General features: G+C 68.5%; 17 protein-coding genes, 1 tRNA gene and 1 riboswitch. Of the genes, 11 read left to right on the plus strand and 7 right to left on the minus strand.

The window, feature by feature from the left end:
- Positions 1-381 precede the first annotated feature (381 nt).
- From EFY87_RS06210 to EFY87_RS06230, 5 genes are all read left to right on the plus strand, one after another.
- Positions 382-1,071 carry an iron-dependent transcriptional repressor DtxR gene (locus EFY87_RS06210; RefSeq protein ID WP_123270601.1) on the plus strand — a complete coding sequence of 230 codons (690 nt, stop codon included), beginning with the start codon at positions 382-384 and terminating at the stop codon, positions 1,069-1,071.
- Positions 1,072-1,232: 161 nt separating this feature from the next.
- A riboswitch (cyclic di-AMP (ydaO/yuaA leader) is annotated at positions 1,233-1,392 on the plus strand.
- A 77-nt stretch (positions 1,393-1,469) separates the two neighbouring features.
- Positions 1,470-2,192, plus strand: a complete 723-nt coding sequence (locus tag EFY87_RS06215; protein ID WP_158607527.1) for a C40 family peptidase — start codon at positions 1,470-1,472, stop codon at positions 2,190-2,192.
- A 95-nt stretch (positions 2,193-2,287) separates the two neighbouring features.
- On the plus strand, positions 2,288-2,725 hold the full coding sequence (locus tag EFY87_RS06220; RefSeq protein ID WP_123270603.1) for a DUF6918 family protein: 438 nt from the start codon (positions 2,288-2,290) through the stop codon (positions 2,723-2,725).
- Positions 2,726-2,778: 53 nt separating this feature from the next.
- Positions 2,779-3,522, plus strand: a complete 744-nt coding sequence (locus EFY87_RS06225; RefSeq protein ID WP_123270604.1) for a dienelactone hydrolase family protein — start codon at positions 2,779-2,781, stop codon at positions 3,520-3,522.
- A 3-nt stretch (positions 3,523-3,525) separates the two neighbouring features.
- Positions 3,526-3,792, plus strand: coding sequence for a DUF6295 family protein (locus tag EFY87_RS06230; RefSeq protein ID WP_123270605.1), 267 nt, complete (start codon positions 3,526-3,528; stop codon positions 3,790-3,792).
- A 6-nt stretch (positions 3,793-3,798) separates the two neighbouring features.
- Here EFY87_RS06230 and EFY87_RS06235 read toward each other — a convergent pair whose 3' ends face one another.
- On the minus strand, positions 3,799-4,281 hold the full coding sequence (locus EFY87_RS06235; RefSeq protein WP_123270606.1) for a hypothetical protein: 483 nt from the start codon (positions 4,279-4,281) through the stop codon (positions 3,799-3,801).
- 78 nt (positions 4,282-4,359) lie between these two features.
- On the opposite strand from EFY87_RS06235, the gene EFY87_RS06240 reads away from it, so the two are divergent.
- On the plus strand, positions 4,360-6,117 hold the full coding sequence (locus EFY87_RS06240) for a DUF429 domain-containing protein (RefSeq protein WP_123270727.1): 1,758 nt from the start codon (positions 4,360-4,362) through the stop codon (positions 6,115-6,117).
- Positions 6,118-6,126: 9 nt separating this feature from the next.
- Here EFY87_RS06240 and EFY87_RS06245 read toward each other — a convergent pair whose 3' ends face one another.
- Positions 6,127-6,582 carry an SRPBCC family protein gene (locus tag EFY87_RS06245; protein ID WP_123270607.1) on the minus strand — a complete coding sequence of 152 codons (456 nt, stop codon included), beginning with the start codon at positions 6,580-6,582 and terminating at the stop codon, positions 6,127-6,129.
- A gap of 133 nt (positions 6,583-6,715) precedes the next feature.
- Here EFY87_RS06245 and EFY87_RS06250 point away from each other — a divergent pair, with 133 nt between their 5' ends.
- Positions 6,716-10,015 (plus strand): S8 family serine peptidase, encoded by a 3,300-nt coding sequence (locus EFY87_RS06250; RefSeq protein WP_123270608.1) that lies wholly within the window; start codon positions 6,716-6,718, stop codon positions 10,013-10,015.
- Positions 10,016-10,026: 11 nt separating this feature from the next.
- Here EFY87_RS06250 and EFY87_RS06255 read toward each other — a convergent pair whose 3' ends face one another.
- Positions 10,027-10,809, minus strand: coding sequence for a metallophosphoesterase family protein (locus EFY87_RS06255; protein WP_123270609.1), 783 nt, complete (start codon positions 10,807-10,809; stop codon positions 10,027-10,029).
- A 198-nt stretch (positions 10,810-11,007) separates the two neighbouring features.
- Positions 11,008-11,775, minus strand: a complete 768-nt coding sequence (locus tag EFY87_RS06260; protein ID WP_158607528.1) for a class I SAM-dependent methyltransferase — start codon at positions 11,773-11,775, stop codon at positions 11,008-11,010.
- 219 nt (positions 11,776-11,994) lie between these two features.
- Here EFY87_RS06260 and EFY87_RS06265 point away from each other — a divergent pair, with 219 nt between their 5' ends.
- From EFY87_RS06265 to EFY87_RS06275, 3 genes are all read left to right on the plus strand, one after another.
- Positions 11,995-13,446 carry an HNH endonuclease signature motif containing protein gene (locus EFY87_RS06265; RefSeq protein ID WP_123270611.1) on the plus strand — a complete coding sequence of 484 codons (1,452 nt, stop codon included), beginning with the start codon at positions 11,995-11,997 and terminating at the stop codon, positions 13,444-13,446.
- Between the two features lie 449 nt (positions 13,447-13,895).
- Positions 13,896-14,456 carry a PadR family transcriptional regulator gene (locus tag EFY87_RS06270; protein WP_123270612.1) on the plus strand — a complete coding sequence of 187 codons (561 nt, stop codon included), beginning with the start codon at positions 13,896-13,898 and terminating at the stop codon, positions 14,454-14,456.
- On the plus strand, positions 14,453-15,730 hold the full coding sequence (locus EFY87_RS06275; protein WP_123270613.1) for an MFS transporter: 1,278 nt from the start codon (positions 14,453-14,455) through the stop codon (positions 15,728-15,730). The genes EFY87_RS06270 and EFY87_RS06275 overlap by 4 nt, the downstream gene beginning before the upstream one ends.
- Positions 15,731-15,874: 144 nt before the next feature.
- On the opposite strand, the gene EFY87_RS06280 is transcribed toward EFY87_RS06275, so the two are convergent.
- Positions 15,875-15,947, minus strand: a tRNA-Arg gene (locus EFY87_RS06280).
- Positions 15,948-16,080: 133 nt separating this feature from the next.
- On the opposite strand from EFY87_RS06280, the gene EFY87_RS06285 reads away from it, so the two are divergent.
- Positions 16,081-16,548, plus strand: a complete 468-nt coding sequence (locus EFY87_RS06285; protein ID WP_123270614.1) for a YbaK/EbsC family protein — start codon at positions 16,081-16,083, stop codon at positions 16,546-16,548.
- Positions 16,549-16,557: 9 nt separating this feature from the next.
- Here EFY87_RS06285 and EFY87_RS06290 read toward each other — a convergent pair whose 3' ends face one another.
- On the minus strand, positions 16,558-17,466 hold the full coding sequence (locus EFY87_RS06290; protein ID WP_123270615.1) for a siderophore-interacting protein: 909 nt from the start codon (positions 17,464-17,466) through the stop codon (positions 16,558-16,560).
- A 163-nt stretch (positions 17,467-17,629) separates the two neighbouring features.
- Positions 17,630-18,931, minus strand: coding sequence for an AI-2E family transporter (locus EFY87_RS06295; RefSeq protein WP_123270616.1), 1,302 nt, complete (start codon positions 18,929-18,931; stop codon positions 17,630-17,632).
- Between the last annotated feature and the right edge of the window lie 103 nt (positions 18,932-19,034).

Genomic DNA, 19,034 nt, shown 5'->3' on the forward strand with positions numbered 1-19,034 from the left:
AGGCTGCGCTAGCGCGCAACCACCTCACGCGTCCGCTGGGAATTCACTAGTGGACCACCTCCTTTCTCGTGTGGCTTCACGCTAGATCCGCTGCCCCGCGCCTGGCAACGGGTTTTTCCGGCGCCGGGCGAAAGGGTGCGGACATGAGAACGGCTGGCGCCCAGGGGAGGTGCGCCAGCCGTCCGAGCGCTGCTGCGGACAGCGCGCTCACCCCGCCCGCCAGGCGGACGGTTCGGAAAGGCGAGGGTCAGGGGGGAGGAGCCCCTCGCCTTCCACCACCAGAACGTAGCGGGTGGTGGATTGATTCCCGGACTTTATCCGGAAATTGGTATGTCGAGTCGCGAATGGCACCTGTCGGCGCTTAGTGGCAGGCTGACCCTTGTGAGCGACCTGATCGACACCACCGAGATGTACCTGCGCACCATCTTCGACCTTGAGGAGGAGGGGATCGTGCCGCTGCGCGCGCGCATCGCCGAACGCCTCGGACACTCGGGACCAACCGTCTCGCAGACGGTTGCGCGGATGGAGCGTGACGGTCTGCTGACGCTCGCCGGAGACCGTCATCTGGAGCTCACCGAGCACGGCCGCCTGCTCGCGGTGCGGGTGATGCGCAAGCACCGGCTGGCCGAGCGGCTGCTTGTCGACATCATCGGCGTGGAGCTCGAATACGCCCACGACGAGGCGTGCCGGTGGGAGCACGTGATGAGCGAGCGTGTCGAGCGCAAGATCCTCGTGATGCTCGACGAGCGGCACATTTCGCCATACGGCAACCCGATCCCGGGCTTGGAGGAGCTGGGCGAGGAGGAGACGAGACTGCACTTCCGCGACGGTGTGCGGTCGCTCACCGAGGTGGTTACCGAGGCGCCGGCCAAGCTCGTCGTACGCCGGGTGGGTGAGCCGGCGCAGGCGGACCAGGAGGCGCTGAGCGTGCTCACCGCCGGTGGGGTGACCCCGAACGCCACCGTCGAGGCTCACCTCGAAGGCGACCGGGTGCTGGTGAAGGCGGATGGCAGCGAGGCCGTCTCGCTGCCACGCGACGTCGCGATGCACGTGTTCGTCGACGCGTCCTGAGGTGGGCCTTGCCAGTCCGGAAGGACTATTTGCTGACTATTCGTTGGCGGATTCGTGACCTCGCTGTGACACGGCCGTGATCTTTGTGTAGCGTTGCCTGCGGCTCGTCAGACCGATGGGCTCCCGGAAGGCAACGCCGAGTCCTGCCAGCCGCCCGGGTGTAGCGAAAACCGCCAGGCAGGAGCGGGGGAACCAACACCGGGCGACGAAAGTCGTCCTTGGGGCGAAGTAGCGGTGCAGCATCACGGGGATTGTTGCGCCGAGACCGGGCATCTTCGGCCCGAGCCCGACAGCTCACCTCGTAGGCGACGGAGAGGTATCCCGTGTCAGTTCTTGGTCCCCGTGGGCGCCACCGCGCCCCGAGCAAGTTGTCGACGACCTTCAACTCAACCGCCCGCGTGTCCGCGACCGTTGCCGTCGCCGGCGGGCTGGTCGCTTCCATCGCGGCGCCGCAGGCAGCGAACGCAGCGACCACCGGAGTCGCTTCGATCTCTGGCGCGAGCTCGGTCGACTTCGCCGCACAAGGCGCGCGCACACAGGCAGTCGCGCACCCGCTTGCCACCACTCGTGCACAGCACCAGCTGACCACTGTGGCGGCACACACCGAACTCGCGAGCACCGTCACGGCGAGGCCCTACGTCGCGCCGAAGCCGGTCGTTCGCCCCCAGGTCTCCTCCGTGTCGCGCACGACGACGACGACGAGCCCGGCGCAGAGCACGCAGCCCACGACGCAGCCGACCACTCCGACGCCGCCCGCGACCAACCCGACCCCAACGCCCGCGCCGGCCAGTGGCATCGTGGCGATCGCCGAGCGTTTCGTCGGCGTTCCGTATGTGTATGGCGGGAGCACCCCGGCCGGTTTCGACTGCTCCGGGTTCACTCAGTATGTCTACTCGCTGGCGGGCCAGTCGATCCCGCGCACGGCGACGGCCCAGATGTTTGCGGCCACCTCGGTGTCCAGCCCGCAGCCGGGCGACCTGATCTTCTTCGGCAGCAGCAGCTACGCCTACCACGTGGCGATCTACATCGGCAACGGCATGATGATCGACGCCAACCACCCCGGTGGCACCGTCGGCATCCGGCCGATCTACGCAGGTGTGGTCGGCTACGGCCGCATCTGAGTCACCGCACTCTCCCGCACCCCACTGACCCGCCGCGCCCACTGGGCCCGGCGGGTCAGCGCATTTCCCTCACCTCTGCACCGGAAGGCCCATCCATGTCGTCGCTGTCCGACACGCTGCTTGCTCCCGACCGTCGTCCCGCCGTCGTCGCCGACCTCGTGTCCGTGGTCAACGCGGAAGTGAAGGAGAAGAAGGGCGTCGGCGGCGTCACCGTCAAGGCCGGGTATGCCGCGGTCCGCAAGGTCAGCCCGAGCATCGCGGCCAGCGCGACCGACCGGATGCTGCCCGACTTCGCGACCGCGCTCCAACCCTTCTGGGACGACTTCGGCGGCGCCGGCGACTTCGGCGCGTACCTCGCCGAGCGCGGGGATGCGGCTGCCGACGCCCTGCTGTCCGTCACCGACGCACGAGCAGCAGCGACCGACCGCGAGCCGCTCAAGCGTGCTTACCAGGGTCTGCGCGGCAAGGCGAAAGGCCATGTGCAGCAGGCACTTCCGCGCATCGGGCGGGTTGTGCAGCAGCACGCGTCGTAGCGGTCAGCGGCATACCGGCTCTGGCTCTCAACCCGATCTGATAGACCAGCGATATGTCTGATTCGCTGACTGCAACCACTGTGCACCTGGCCGGCGAGGACGGGTCTCGCGTCGAGGCCTACCTGGCGACCCCTGGCAGCGACGAGCCCCGCGGAGGGGTCGTCGTCATCCATCACCTGCCCGGCTACGACCGGGCGACCAAGGAGATGGTGCGGCGCTTCGCCGAACTCGGGTATGACGCGATCTGCCCCAACCTCTACTCGCGCGAGGCGCCCGGCGCGGACCCGTCGGATGCGGCCGCCCTGGTGCGCGCAGCCGGTGGCGTCCCGGACGAGCGGCTGGTGTCCGACGTCAAGGTCGCCGCGGCATACCTGCGGGCGCTGCCGCACGCGAACGGCAAGGTCGGTGTCATCGGGCATTGCTCGGGCGGCCGGCAGGCGGTGCTCGCCGCATGTCGCCTGGATCTGGACGCTGCGGTCGACTGTTACGGCGCGTTCGTCACGGGAACGCCGCCGGCCGAGCACCCGCTGAACGTGACCAACCTGGTGCCGTTGCTGCCGCAGTTGCGCGCACCGCTGCTCGGGCTCTTCGGCGCAGAGGACAAGTTCCCCAGCCCGGAACAGGTGGCCGAGCTGGACGAGATCCTGACCGCGAATGACAAGCCGCACCAGTTCTTTTCGTATGACGGTGCCGGTCACGCCTTCTTCGCGGTCGACCGGCCGTCATACAACGTCGCGGCCGCGAACGATGGCTGGGAACGCATCGAGACCTTCTACGCCGAACACCTCGGGGCCTGAGCCATGTGCACCTACATCACCGTCAAGACCGACATCGATGGCAGCGCGAAAGCACCGGGGGGCAAGTGGTTTCGCGTCACGGACGCGGCGGCCTACTTCGACCACCCGGTGCACGCGATGGCCGAGCACACCCTCAACCTGGATCTGACCGATCCCGCCGGCGGGCCAGGGCAGCGCATCGCGCTCGAACTCACCGCCGCCTCGGCGCAACGCGTCATCGACGCCATCCAGGAGGCATTGGACGCGGCCCCGGCGGCGCTGAAGGAATAGCCAGCTTCAGCCGAGGGGACTGGTTGGCCCGATCACCGGTGGCTGGGTGACCGTGGTGGTCTCGGTGACCGTCTTCGTCTGAGGCTTGGCAGTCGAGGTGACGGTGTGCGTCCGCGTGCTGGTCAGCGTCGTGGCCCGGCCGGTGCGGGTGACCTCGATGGTCACCGTGTTCGGCGGTGCCGTCACCGTGACCGTCGACGGCACGGCGTCGCCCCCGGTGTCGTCCGCCTGCTGCGTCACGGTCGTGGTCTGCCCGTCGCCGGTGTAGGTCACGGTGACCTGGGAGGAGCCGGATGTTCCGCCGCCGGCGAGCAGATAGATGCAGATGCCGCAGAGCACCGCGACACCCGCACCGAGGAGCGCACCGGGCAGGAGACCGGGAACGCCCCGCTCCGGCTCCGGGTCGTTGCCGTCGCCGGCATCGGCGGACCACCGGTCCATGAACTCGTCGTTCGCGGACCGTGACTCGTCGTCGCCGCTCGTCGGCATACGCCCATGCTACGAGTGGGGAGGCGCCGGTCGGCGGGACACGCGCCGGACGCGTGCCGGATGCGGCATGCTGCAGACATGCATTTCGTCGGTATTGATCTCGCCTGGGGCGAGCGGAACCCCACCGGTGTCGCCGTGCTGGACGGCACCGGAGCGCTGCGGCAGGTGGTTGCGGTCCGCACCGACGACGAGATCGCCGCGATCGTGCAGGCTGCCGCGCCAGGGGACCTCGTCGCGGGCATCGACGCGCCGCTGATCGTCGCCAACGAGACCGGCAGCCGCCCGGCGGAGCAAGCGCTCGGGAAGGATTTCGCGGCATACGAAGCCGGAGCCCACCCGTCCAACCTGGCCAACCCGGCCTTCGCCGCCGGCACTCGGGGTGCGCGGGTGGCGGTGCTGCTCGGCCTCGACATCGCGCCCGATTCGCGGGCCTCGCGCCGGGCGCTCGAGGTCTATCCGCACCCGGCGACGGTCGCGCTCTTCCGGCTGGGCCAGACACTGAAATACAAGAACAAACCCGGCCGCGATGTCGAGCAGTTGCGAGGGGAGATGCTGACCCTGATCCGGCTGCTGGAGTCGCTGGAGAGCGCCAAGCCCGCGCTGCGGCTGAAGCAGAGCGCGCAGTGGCAGGGCCTCGTCGACACGGTGCAGGGCGCGACGCGCAAGGCGCAGTTGCGCAGCGCGGAGGACCCGATCGACGCGATCATCTGTGCGTATGTCGCGTTGCTCGCCCAGCAGGTGCCAGAGCGGGTCACAACCTACGGTGACTTTGCCGGGGGTTACATCGTGACGCCTCGCCTGCCGGAGGGGCTGTCCCCGTCGCGGCAGTCGCCCCAGGAACGGAGCCGCACGGCAGCGGTCAACGCTGCGCGGCGCGCGTATGCCGTGCAGTTCCCCCTCGTCGAGCGGGCCACCGCCGACGCGGTCGAACTCATCGCAGGCGTGCTCGACGACGCGGGGCTGAACTATCTGACGGTCAGCGGACGCGCGAAAACCGTTGCGTCCTTTGCCGAAAAGGCAGCGCGTGAGCAGAACGGCGAGTTGCTCTATCCCGATCCGCTGCGTCAGATCGGCGACACGGTCGGGGTGCGGGTGATCACCTATGTGCGTGGCGACGTCGACGCCGTCGTGCAACTGCTGGCCGCGGAGACGGAGTTGCTGGACGACCGGGACATGGGGGAGGAGACGGCGCTGCAGGGCCGCTTCGGGTACTCCAGCCGGCACCTGCAGCTGCGGCTGGCCGACGACGACCGGCTGGCCCACCCGGAGATCGGAGACCGGCAGATCCAGGTGCAGATCCGCACGGTGCTGCAGCACGCGTGGGCGGAGTTCGAGCACGACATCCGCTACAAGGGCACCATCCCGCCGGAGCAGCGGCCCGACTTCGATCGCCGCTTCACCCTCGCCGCCGGTCTGCTGGAACTCGCGGACGAGGAATTCTCGACCATCCGGGACAAGCTGCGCTCGGGTGCCGCCGAGTCGGTGCCGGGGCCCGCCCAGACCGACCGCATAACGTCGCGCGAGCTCGCGGCATACCTCGCCGGGCAGTATGCCGGGGCGGCCTGGTCACGTGCCGACCACTACTCGTGGATGGCGGGGCTGGTGCACGAGCTCGGCATCCCGACGCTCGCCGATCTGGCCGCGGCGCTCCGGCAGGTCGACACCGACCGGATCGACGAACGGATGGCCTATCGCACCCCGCCGGGTGCGGTCCGCCGGCTCGACGACGCGTTGCTACAGCGCTTCGGCGAGGAGTATGTCGCCCTCGACGGCAACGCGCACCGGGTCGACCGGTTGCAGTCCCGGCTCGCGAAGCTGCGCGGCGAACTCGGCTGAGCCGGGCCGTCAGGCGGATTCGCTTGCCGCGGCGAGCTTTTCGAGTGATGCGGCCAGCCGTTCGGAGGTGGTCCAGCGTGCCCGCTCCTCACGGGCCGCGTCGTGCAGCTGCGTCCAGTCGTAGGTGTGCGTCACCTCGGTGTGGGTGTCGTCGAGCGGGCGCAGCTCCCACCGCCAGAGGTGCCCGGGCTGCGGCTTGCCCGGCTCGGACGGACGCCAGGCGATGCGCCGGCCCTCCTCGAACTCGACGACGTGGTTGTCGCGGTCGAGACCCTTCGTGATGGTCATCCGGAACACGTCGCCGACCCCGTGGACACGCTGGCCGGGTGCGGCCTGCGCCAGGTTGTCGTTGCCGTCCCACTCCGGCTGGCGGCTCGGGTCGGCGATCAGCTCGAAGATGGTGGCCGCGGGTGCGGCGATGGTGCGGGTGGCGGTGCTGATGCGGTCCTGCGATGGTTGCGTCATACCTCCATCGTGACAGGGTGCGCGGTGCGGTCTTGCCCGAACGTGCGTGGCCGGGTTGCCAACAGGTGCCCGCAGGGTGCACCGTGCCAAGGCGGGGAAAGCTGTCCGGCAGCGTGAGTGAGGAGCACTTTCGATGGGGAATCGCATGCGGGTCTGGGCAGCCACTGCCCCAGTTGCGCTGGTGGCACTCGCTTTCGGTCAGGGGGTGACTCCGGCGTTCGCGGCGCCGCAGGCGGTGCATCGACCGTTCAGCGCCGCGCCGGCACCGGCCACCTCCAAGGTCATCGTGGTGCTCGCCGACCAGTTCGGCGGGATGCTCTCCACCGCCGCCAAGCGCACCGAGCGGTCCGGCGCGGTCCGGGCCGATCAGGCGCCGGTCGTCGCCAGTCTTCAAGCCAGCGGTGCCAAGGAGATTCGGTCGATCCAGCTCGTCAATGCCGTCGTCGCCACGGTCTCCCCGGCGGAGCAGGCGGCGCTCTCGCGGGATCCCGCGGTGTCCGAGGTCGTCCCTGATGTGCAGTTCCGCGGGCCGCAGCCGGTCGTGGTGCCGAAGGCAGGCGGGCAGGGCGCAGCGGCGACGCCCGTCGCCGGCGTCTGCCCGGCCAAAGGTAAGACCCAGCTCAACCCCGAGGGGCTGCTCGCCGTCAACGCCGACTCCGACCAGCCGGGAGCCAAGACCGCTCGCAGTCTCGGCTACACCGGCAAGGGCGTCACTGTCGGCGACATCGCGGTCGGCATCGATGTCGACGAGCCCGAGCTGATCCGCCCGAACGGTCAGCACGTCATCAAGAGCCATGTGGACTTCACCGGCGACGGGTGGAATGCCGCCAACATGTCGGACGATGAGACCTACCTGGACGACAGCGTCATCGCGGCGCAGGGCAACGGCACCTACGACCTGAGCCAGTTCGGCGCCGTGCCCAAGGGCTGCACGATCAAGATCGAAGGTGTCGCCCCCGGAGTGACGCTGGACAACTACAAGGTCTACGGCCAGAACTCGATGACGACCACCTCGGCGTTCCTGGAAGCGATCGACTACGCAGTCGACACCGACCACGTCAACGTCCTCAACGAGGAAGGCGGCACGTTCCCCTTCCCCGACACCGCAGCGGACCTCATCAAGCAGGCGAACTCGGCGGCCATGGCCGCCGGAGTGACGGTGACCAGCCCGTCATACGACGCCGGACTGGAGAGCACGATCTGGTCGCCGTCGTCGCAGCCTGGCGTCATCAGTGTCGGCGCGTCCACGGTGTTCCGCAGCTATCTGCAAACCGGCGAGGTACCTACGGGAACCACCGGGTGGGTCAGCGACAACATCAGCTCGCTGTCCTCCGGTGGCTTCACCCAGCAGGGCCGCAGCGTCGATGTCGTGGCGCCCGGTGACCTCGACTGGATCGCCTGCGTCAAGACCGCTCCGGTGTGCGCGGGCAAGGACATCCAGCAGAGCGGCGGCACCAGTGAGTCCGGCCCGATCGTGGCCGCGGTGGCCGCGCTGGTGATCCAGGCCTATCGGGGCAGCCATCACGGAGCCACCCCGAGCGCTGCTCTGGTGCGACGGATCATCAGCGGCACCGCCACCGACCTGCACGCTCCCGGAGACCAGCAGGGTGCGGGGCTCGTCGACGCCTATCGGGCGGTGCTCGCGGCCCGCTCGGTGCGCACCCCGGACGGATCGCCCACGGCATACGGCGCCAGCCTGATCAGCGACACTCAGCAGCTGGACGCTGTCGGCAATACCGGCGGCACGGCGGTGCAGCACTTCACCCTCACCAACACCGGGTCGCGCACCAGCACCGTCCGGCTCGCCACCCGCACCCTGCAGGCTCCAGTCACGCTGCTGCAGCGCACGGTGACCCTGCCGGACGACTCGCCGGTGGTCCTGCACTTCCGGGTGCGGCCCGGCACCGACCGTCTGGACGCCGACCTGGCCTCGACCTCGACGACGCCGGAGATCTCGCTGCTCGACGCTCGCGGCCGGATGATCGCCTACAGCCTGCCCCAGGGCGCCGGCAACCACGGCCACGTCGATGTGCACGACCCGGACGCCGGCACCTGGACTGCGGTCGTCTCCGCACCTGGCGGGACCGCCGTCCACGTCGGCATCACCGCTTCGCGGTTCGCGGCATCGGGCACCGTCAGGCCCGCGCGAGCCGCACTGGCTCCCGGTGCGAGTGCGACGTTCACCGTCCGGTCGCCGCTTCCCAGCGAGCCGGGCGATCGCAGCGACTCCGTCTCGTATGTCGCGACGGGCGGCGTCACCGGGTCGGTGCCGGTCAACCTGCGCTCGCGGGTCCCGATCGTCGGCGGAGTCGGTCGCTTCGCCACGACAATGTATGGCGGCAACGGTCGCGCCCAGGTGCCGGCGCAGACGTTCTACTACGAGTTCGCCGTGCCGGCCGGCGAGCCGGCGCTCGACGTACAGACAATGCTGGGCGACGGAGCCACGGACAACTACTCGACCATGCTGGTCGCACCCGATGGGCAGTCGGTCGCGCAGGCCGCGAATTCGCTTCTCGTCGGGGGACACCAGACCAAACCGGGTTCGGCAACTCACCTGCACGCGATGCACCCCGCCGCGGGCACCTGGACCCTGATCGCGACCTTCACCAACCCGGTGACCGGCAACCGGCTGGCCACGCCGTTCACCGGCCGGATCGACTTCAGGCCCATCCGCGCGGTCGCCTCCGGGTTGCCGGACGGCAGGTTCCTGCGGCCCGGCCAGCAGGTGCCGGTCGCGATCACCGTGCACAACGCGACGTCCGCGCCGGAGGCATATTTCCTCGACGCCAGGCTGCCTCAGTCGGTGGCCACTCGGCTGGTCTCGATCAGCCCGTCCACCAACCTGCACCTGCCACTTTCCGCGACGGCAGCAGAGCCGGAGTGGCTCGTGCCGACGCACACCACGGCCCTGGTCGGCAGGTCGCATGGGAGCATGCCGACGACCTTCGACCTCGGCCCGTTCACCGGCGAACCTGATTTGGCTCCAACTGTTTCCGGCAACGACGCGGTGGCCTCGTGGACAGCTGCGCAGGTGACGCAGGGAGCGTGGGCGATGGTGCCGCAACCGCTCGGCCCGTTCGGCGGCGGTGCGGCAAAGAGCAGCACGGCGACACTGTCCCTGACAGCGACCACGCGCGCATTCGACCCCGGTTTCGCCGCACCGACCGGCGACCTGTGGCGGCAAAGCGCCTCCGCGCAAGCGGCGTTCGCGCCGGTCGTGGTGCAGCCCGGCGAGACGGTGACCATCCACGCGATGCTGACGGCGCACGGTCAAGGGGGTACGACGGTGCACGGAACGCTCTACCTCGACGACGCGGATGCGCTGTTCACCGGCGTGGAGTCGCCGAGCGGGAACGAGCTCGCTGCGCTGCCGTACAGCTACACGGTGGGTGCGGAGCACCCGGTCCGGCCCATCCGGCCGCTGCATCGCTGACCGGGCACGCGTCATACACCTGCAGCGTTCCACTGCGGGTCGCGGCCGTCGCGTGCGGCGAACGCCAGCACGGCGTCGACGTCCGACGGCGGATGCACGATGTAGTCCTGCACCCACTGATCCACCTCGGGGAAACCACTGTCCGCCACGACTGCCGCGGCAACTTCGGCCGGGTCGATGGCCGTGGTGCGTAGTCGAATTCCGCTGGCACTCAACAGCACCCACGGAACGCCGCTGCTTCCGTACGGCATACCGGTGCTGCCGCTGTTGACCAGCCACCGGCGTCCGACAAGCCGCGCGAACGGCACGTGGGTGTGTCCCATGCACACGATGCGGACCGCGTCGGGGACGTCCGCCAGCACGTCCGCCCATCGCGACAGCCGGGTGTCGACCAGCACCACTTCGTTGTCATCGCGGGGAGTTCCGTGACAGAAGAGCACCTGGCCGAAGTCGTCGAGGTCCACCGTCGCAGGGTGGGGGAGCTGGTCCAGCAGCGTGATGTCGGCCGCGCCCAGCTGGGCGGCGGCCCAGAGATCGACCGCCGGAGTCCCCTCCGGCGGCTGGCCGCCGCGAGCCACGGTGACCAGGTCTCGGTCGGCGTTTCCCCGCACCAGGAGTCCGCGATCGCCCAGTGCGCGCAACCGGTCCAGGACCTGGGTCGGCTGAGGTCCGGCGGCGAGGTCGCCAGTGACGACGACCAGGTCCGCCGAGCGGACGTCGGGTTCGGCCAGTACGGCGGCAAGAGTCGGGTCGACTCCGTGGGTGTCGCTGAGCACGGCGATTTGCTGCACCATGCGTGTCACGGTAATGGCGTGCGGGTCGGCCCGTCATACGACCGGTGGCTGCCGAACGCGGGCCAGGGGTGGGATCAGAGCCGGCCGGCGCCGGCACCGCGTGCGGCGGCGGCCGACTGGCTGGCCGGATTCGCATGGGCTCTCAACGCCGTGCGATTGTCGACCCTGCGACCGTTTGCTGGTGCTGGTTGGCTGGCTTTATCCGCGGGCGAGCACATACACGGCGTTGGTGTCGATATGCAGTAGGTCGTCGTCACCCGCGAGCTGCGTTGCGCGGGTAGTGAATTCCTGACGAACGCGTTGTTGGGTGCGCGGTGGCTGGGCCCGGTAAGTCATCCCGGCGTTTGCGATCCCGCCGCTGATCCCTGCCCACAAGTCGTTGGGGGTGATCTGCCATGCCCAGCGCAGGTCGCGGGCACTCACGATGTGAAAGCCAGCGGCAACTGTGATTCCGCTCAAGCCTTCGGGGGTGCGAGGAAAATCCAACTCTTCAGGTAGCTGCGTACTTGGTCGGGAGCTGACGCCCGCACCGAGGAAGGAGTCGTTGACGAGCTGGCTCCAGGCGGATCCACCGGCCGGCCAGATGCTGACTGCGACGAGCCCACCTGGAGCGACGACTCGCTTCAGCTCGTCCAGCGCTGCCCTGGGATCCGGTACGTGGTTGATGACGAAATTCGCGACGATGCTGTCGAAGGCGTCGTCCGGAAACGGCAGGTGCGGCAATGAGGCCGTCACCACAGGGCAACGCGCCATTGTGCGTGCGGTACGAACCATGGCTACATCGGCGTCGGCTCCGGTGACGTCGAAGCCGCGGCGGCCGGCTTCGACGAGCAAGTCACCTGTGCCGCATCCGATGTCGAGAAGGCGTCCCAGTTCCAAGTCCGCGAGGATCGTGGGGAAGGTTCCAGCACATAGGGTGGCGAATGATCTTCGGTATGCATCGGCCACTCCGCGCCAGTTCTCCACGGTGCAGGAGTATGCCAAAACGAGCCCGGCTGTCTCGGTCAGTCAATCTGCTGGCGTATGACGGGGCGGTCGCGGTTCGGTAGGTGACTCGGGTATCGAGGGGTGTCCCCGGCTGCGAACCATTCGAAAATTTATATGATAGAACTCTTGTGCTATCAGGATGCGTTCAGGTAAACTGCAGGTACAGCGAAACGCCTTGAACGGTAAGGAGGTCCGGGTATGACGACCAACGATCCCGGGCCTCTGGTGCCCAGCGAGGTTGAGGTTTCGGGGGTGCCCGGTGGTGACGTTTCCGGCGATCCGGTGGATTCACCGGTGACCCAGGGTGAATCGCCAAGTTCTGCCGCACCCGCCGCGCCACCGGCGGTTGCGGTGCCGGGTCGTGCTGCGGAGATTCTGGAGATGGCGCGGGAGTTCCGGGCTGCCTTGGATGAGGTGCCGGGTGCGTTGTACCAGCTCGGGGAAGAAGGACTGTCGGACCTGATGACCCAGCTGATGGGGGTCCACGTCCGCAGTAGCCAGGTGGCGACCGTGGTGGTCGCCGAAGCGCATATCCGGGGTGAGGTGAACACGTCCATGTCGGCGTCCGCGGTGCAGTGGATCACCGCCCACGCCGTAGAGGCAGGCACGATGGTGGAACCACGGGACGCGAAGACGATGGCCGTGGTCGCGCAAGCCTACGGCGACCGCCGCAACGCGGTGGTCGCCGGCGCGGTGCGGGAAGGTTCGTGCACGGTGGCACGGGCGGCGTTGTCGAACACGGACAAGGTCGCCCCGGTGTTACCGACGGCGTCACGGGATGAACTGTTGGGTCACTACCTGCAACTGGATCCGGCGTTGGGGTCTCGTGGGGTGTCGGCGTTGACGCGGATGATCATCGCCCAGTACGCCCCCGACACCCTCTCGGCGCAGGACGCGAAACTGGAAGCCGTCGAAACCTTGAGCTGGTTCACCACGCCGACGGGGATGACCCGCCTGACCGCAGAACTCGCCCCAGCCAGTGCGGCGGTGATCAAGTCCGCCATTCTCGCCCTGTCGGCACCGAAACCGGTCCCGTGTGACGACGGTGGTGACCCGGGCACGGGGGCGTCGGGTAGTGGGTCGGCGACGACGGTGCGGGATGAGCGGACCCCGGGGAAACGTCGCGCGGACGCGTTGACGGAACTGGTCACCGCAGCCGCGAAAGTGGTCAGCGGGGACGCATCCCCGACCGGTGCGGCGGCGACGGCGCTGGTCACGATGAACCTGGAAGTCCTGACCGAGGGTGTGGGGCATGCCCGGACGGTCGCGACCGGCGACATCCTGGATGCGGGTGCTGCCCGCCGGATCGCGTGTGATGCGCAGGTCATCCCGATCGTCCTCGGCGCCCGGAGTGAACCCCTTGATGTGGGACGCAAAGAGCGCCTGGTCACCAAAGGGTTACGCACCGCCGTCATCACCCGAGACCACGGATGCACCTTCCCTGGGTGTGACCGGCCACCGGGCATGTGCGAAGTGCACCATGTGAACCCGTGGTGGGCCGGCGGCACCACCTGCCTGATCAACTCCGCGATGCTGTGCGCGTTCCACCACCACCTGGTCCACCGCCTCGGGCTACTCGCAGCCGTCACCGCCACCGGCGTCCACTGGGACCTCACCCCCGGCCGGATGCCCACCCGCGGCGCAGCCTGACCCGCGCGGCACCGGCAGCGCACCTGCCTGAGCGGCACCGGACCAGTGCGGCAAGCCAGGCCCCTGCGGCGCCTGACGCTGGCCGGCGAGCCTCCCGCAACTTGATCCCTGGCTTTCCGTGTGATCGCTCTCCGAGTGCCCGATGGGCTCGTCTCACCGAGCGGGGTGCAAACCCGCCGACCGGCATACGGCCTCGAGCTCCTCACCGAGCGGGTAGAAGTCCACCGAGCGGGTAGAAGCCCACCGACCGGGGTAGAACCACGCACGCCCAACGGTCGGATATCTACCCCGCTCGACACCGAAGTACCCCGCTCGGCAGGAGGGACACTGGGCGTTTGGATGCACACCGGCTTCTCCTTTCAACACGTTGCAAGGTCTCCGCCTCTGCCAGGTAGCGAAGAGTCCTCGGGTCGCTTGTCGAGCTGGAGTAGTCGTGTTTGACTACTCTCATGAACCCTACTCGTCTGTTTGTTCTGGCTGCCTTGGATCAACGTGGGCCGCTGCACGGGCACCAGATCCGTCGTGATGCCCGGGTTGGCCGCACCGACTTGTGGTCGGAGGTCAAACCGGGATCGCTGTATGGCGCGTTGCATCGTCTGCATGACGAGGGGCTGATCGAGGAAGTACGGCGTGAGCAGCACGGCAACATGCCAGCGCGCACGGTGTACGCGATCACCGCCGAGGGCCGCCGAGAGCTCAAGGCACTGCGCGAGGAGGCGTATCGCGATGTCGAGCAGCGCCCGGACCCGGTGGATCTGGCGTTGGCCAGTAGTGGAGAACTGGACGAAGACACCCTTCGGGGATTCGTGGAGGATCGCATCGCAGCGCTGGAGGCTCGCAGGGCGTTGGTGCGACACGAAAGTGAGCGTGCCCAGCCCGGCCAGAGCGTGATCGATGCCTTGATCCTTGGGCACGCATCGGCGCGAATCGACGCTGATCTGCAGTGGCATCACACCCTGTTGGAGCAGGCCGGAAAGATCACCGCGGAGAACGCAACTCGACAACCATGACGTCGACCGATCACGACGCGAAGGGCAGACCCAAACCTCGGCGGATCGACTTCGGCATCGTGTGGATGGGACAAGGCGTCAGCAGTATCGGTACAGCCGTGACAACCCTCGTGCTGCCGCTGGTCGCGCTGGTGACTTTGCACGCTGCCGCTTGGCAAGTCAGTCTCCTCACCGCGGCCACCTATACGGCATACGCGGTGCTGGCTCTCCCGGCAGGTGTCTGGCTGGACCACAGGCATCGTCGGCCGGTCGTGCTGGGTGCGGATGCTTGCCGGGCTATCGTCATCGCCTCGGTTCCGGTGGCCGCGGTTGCGGGTGGGTTGACGATGGCACAGTTGGTGATGGTGGCCTTGGCCCTCGGAGTGTTCGGGGTGTTCTTCGACGTGGCGTACCAAAGCTGGTTGCCGGGGATCGTGCCTCCAGCTCGACTGGTGCGGGCGAACGGGCTCTTGGCAGCAACCGATGCCGCCGGCCGATTGGCCGGCCCGGGGATCGGGGGTGCTCTCTACGCGGCGATCGGCGGGGCCGCGACGCTGTGGCTCGACGCTGCCAGCTTCGTGGTCGCCGCATGCAGCACCGCTCTGGTCAAAGCGCGCGAGCACTCCCTGCCTTTGCGTCCGCGCGACAGAGTGCCGTTGCGCGATGAGCTGAAGATCGGCTCGCGTTGGCTCGTACGCGCCAGACCACTGCGTAACCTCGTGGCCGCGCTGGCGTGGATGAACCTCTTCGTGGCGGTGTGGCTCGCCGTCGAGGTGACCTTCCTGGTGCGCACCTTGCACACTGCCAGCGGCACGGCAGGTATCGTCCTCGCGCTCGGCAGCACCGGCGGGATCCTCGGCGGACTGCTCAGTGCACGTGTCGCAGACAGCGTCGGAGATGCTCGAGCTCTGGTCGTGTGCGCCGCGATCGCCGGGCCATGCGCGCTGATCGTGCCGTCGACGACTGCCGTCTTCGGACCCTGGGCAATGTCCATCGGGCTGTTCGGCGTCCTGGCAGCCAACGCGATGTTTACCACGATCTCCACCTCGTACCGGCAGCGCATCGTGCCGCCCCACCTGCTGGCGCGTGTCACCTCCGCAATACGGCTCCTCACCTTCGCGGTCCTGCCCCTCGGGGCATTGCTCGGCGGCCTGCTCGTGGGCCTGACCTCGCCCCGAAACGTTCTGGTGATCGCCGCGATTGGCTACGGCAGCGCCGTTGTGTGGCTCGGGCCGATCTCGCGCGATCGAGATCTCAGGACCACCAACCACTCGGCCGCTACGGTGGTGCCCTAGCACTTCGTAGCGGCGGGACTGTCTCCGACCAGTCAGTCCTGCCGGAGCATTCGCAGGTCACGATCTGTGTCGGTGAGGAGGGTCTCTATCACGGAGACCGGCGGCGGAGCGGTCCCGAAGCCGTCTGAGCTGCGGAACGTACAGTGCCCCCGGCATGATTCGAACATGCGACACCCGCTTTAGGAGAGCGGTGCTCTATCCCCTGAGCTACGGGGGCATGGGTCGCGGATGCGCCGCGACTCCGAGGAGCAGTCTATGGGTCGCCCGGCCGAACCGGCGCGGCCGGGCGACGCGAGGGCAGCGCGGCATACGCTGGCGGCACTGAATCTCCTTCCGTCGAGAGGAAACTCGTGGCCGACCGGACCGCCGCCATACAGCAACTACTCGTCGATGCCGGATGCCCCGGGCGCATCCGGGTGCTCCCGGAGTCGACGCACTCCGCGGCGCAGGCCACGGCGGCACTCGGCTGTGCGCCCGGCGCGATCGCGAGCAGCCTGGTCTTCCTCGCCGGCGGCGAGCCGCTGCTGGTGATGACCAGCGGCGTGCACCGTGTCGACACGGACCTGCTGTCCACGGAACTCGGCGTGCCGGTGGAGATGGCACGGGCGAAGCTGGTCAAGGAAGTCACCGGCCAGCCGATCGGCGGCGTCTCGCCGATCGGTCATCCGGCACCGCTGCGCACCGTCGTCGACCGCAGCCTGCAGGCGTATGACGAACTCTGGGCCGCGGCCGGCACGGCGAACAGTGTCTTCCCGATCAGTTTCGACGACCTGGTGCGCATTACCGCAGGCACCGTCCTGCCGGTCGTCACCGGCTGAACTGCCGGCTCAGCTGCCAGCCACTCCGATGCGCCAGTAACCCATGAAACACACTGCGGCGCGGGGGATTTCGAAGTCGTTCACCAACAGCCGCCGCAATGCGCGCACCTGCGCGGACTCGCCGGCGATCCACGCCGACAGCGCCGGGTGCCCCGTCGCGCCCTGCCCGGGGTCGGACACCTCCCAATAGGCGTCGGCGTCGTTGTCGAGGACAGTAGTGCGCGCATCGTCGGAGCCCAGCGGGCCGATGCCGGTCAGCCATTGCCGGACGGTGTCGAGTTGGTCGTCGCCGCGATCGGCTGCGCACCACACGACCTGCACGCCGGGCGGCGCGGCGAACGGCTGGATGTCGGCCGCGTGTTCCACCTCGACGCAGATCAGGCCGTGCGCTTGCTGGGGGAGCCGGCCGGCGATGCTCTCGATCGCCGGCAGCGCGCTGAGGTCGCCGACGATGAGTTGTATTGATGCTGCTGCGTGTTCATGCCGGAACTCCAACCCGCCGGGCTCGCCGGTGAAGTCGGCATTCGGCCCGAAGAGCACCGCCTCGTCGCCCGGTGCTGCCTCGGCCGCGAACCGGGAGCCGGGACCGTTCACGCCATGGTCGACGAAATCGATGTCGACCTCGTGTGTTTCCGGTCGCACCGCGACGACCGTGTAGGTGCGGATGAAGGCGCGCTGGTCGACGGGTTGCTCCCGCCATAGCTCCCACCAGTCGGGCGTGGCAGGAAAGTCGTCGAGCGGCAGGCCGCCCGGTCTGGGCACGACCAGCTTGACCCGCTGGTCGTAGCCGCGGTCGGCAAAGCCCGCGAGCGAGGGGTCGGTGAAGGTGAGCCGCACCAGGCTCGGCGACCGCCGTTCGCGTCGACTCAGGCGGACGGGAAACATCCGGTAGGGCAGCACGTCAGTGGTCACGCTCACAGTTGAATCTCCTCGTTAGATTGGTAAGGCTAACCTAACTGATGAGGAAGGAGCGGTGAAGTCAGGGCACCGAGAGGGCAGCAGTTGTCATGACGCGACGCGGCTCATCGCAACAAGTGCCCACTCGGCAGCCTGTTGCGGTTCGGCGGTAGTGACCGGTCGCTCAGCGCCGCGATCGGTGCAGGCGGGCGAGGACACGGCCGTGGTGTTCGCCACGTTCGGCGGCATACTCGCCCTCGGAGGTGAGCTGGGCGAGATCGGCCGGCGTTGCGTCCCCAGTGCGCAGATCGATCTGTTCGGAGAGATAGCGCCAGAGCACCGCGATCGAGGCGGTGACCGGCACGGCGAAGAACGCTCCCATGATGCCGAACCGGTCTCCGCCGAAGGCGATCGACAGCAGGATGATCGCGGGGTGCAGGGACATCGACCGGCTCTGCAGCAGCGGCTGCAGCACGTGACCCTCGATCTGCTGCACGGCAACGATGATGATCAGCACGATGATCGCCTTGGTCAGGCCGCCCGCAACCAACGCGACCAGCACAGCGACCGTCCCCGCGGCGAACGCGCCGACGATCGGGATGAAACCGCCGAAGAAGGTCAGCACCACCAGCGGCACCGCGAGCGGCACGTTCAGCACCACGAGGCCGACGCCGATGCAGATCGAGTCGACCGCGCTGACGATGGCCTGCGTGCGGATGAAACCAGAGAGCGTCGCCCAGACCCGGGTGAGCGCCTCGGTCAGGTGTGCCCCGGCGCCACGGCCCACCGAAACCCGCAGCCACGGCAGGAAACGCGGACCGTCCTTGAGGAAGAAGAACGTCAGGATCAGCGCGACCACGCCGTCAATGAGGACCTGGCCGGCCAGCGTCAGGCCACCCCACACCTCCGACGCGATCCGGTCGCCGCTGGACTTCAGCTTCGCGGTGACGCTCCTGGTCGCCTGGTCGATCTGGTCGGGCTGGATGTGCAGCGGCCCGTCCTGCAACTGGTCGCGCAGCTTGTTGACACCTGCGACGGCCTGGTTGACCAGATCACCCCACTGGGAGGACACCGTGGGCGCGATCGCGGCGATGATGCCGCCAACGACGATCGCGGCCAGCAGGAGACCACCGAGTGCGGCCAGGGCGGGCGGCCAGCCGTGCAAACGCAGCCAGCGCACCGGTGGCCACAGCACCGTGGAGACGAGGAGCGCGATCGCCACCGGCAGTAGCGCCGACCAGAACATGCCGAGAATCCACAGCACGACGTATGTCGCGGCCGCGACAATGAGGAAGCGCAGGGACCAGCTCGCGGTCCACTTCAGACCGTGACTGATCACCCCGGCCCGGTCGAGGCCCTGGTTGGGGTTGCGCCCGACCGCGTCCGCCGCAGTCGGCAGCTCGGGCTGGGCGCCGCTGTCGGCCAACTGCTCCTCGCGGTCGATGGCGGGCTCGGGGCGGCTTGGGCGGTGGCGTCGGCGCAGCATGCGACTCCCTTCCAGGTATGACGGTCGGATGGCGGCGCGCGAAACCGGCCGGACCCGTGAGGTTCCCTGCTCTCGATGAACTTCCCTGGTAACGGTAGGGCAC

It is taken from the genome of Flexivirga caeni (assembly GCF_003724155.1).
Taxonomy (GTDB): Bacteria; Actinomycetota; Actinomycetes; order Actinomycetales; family Dermatophilaceae; genus Flexivirga; species Flexivirga caeni.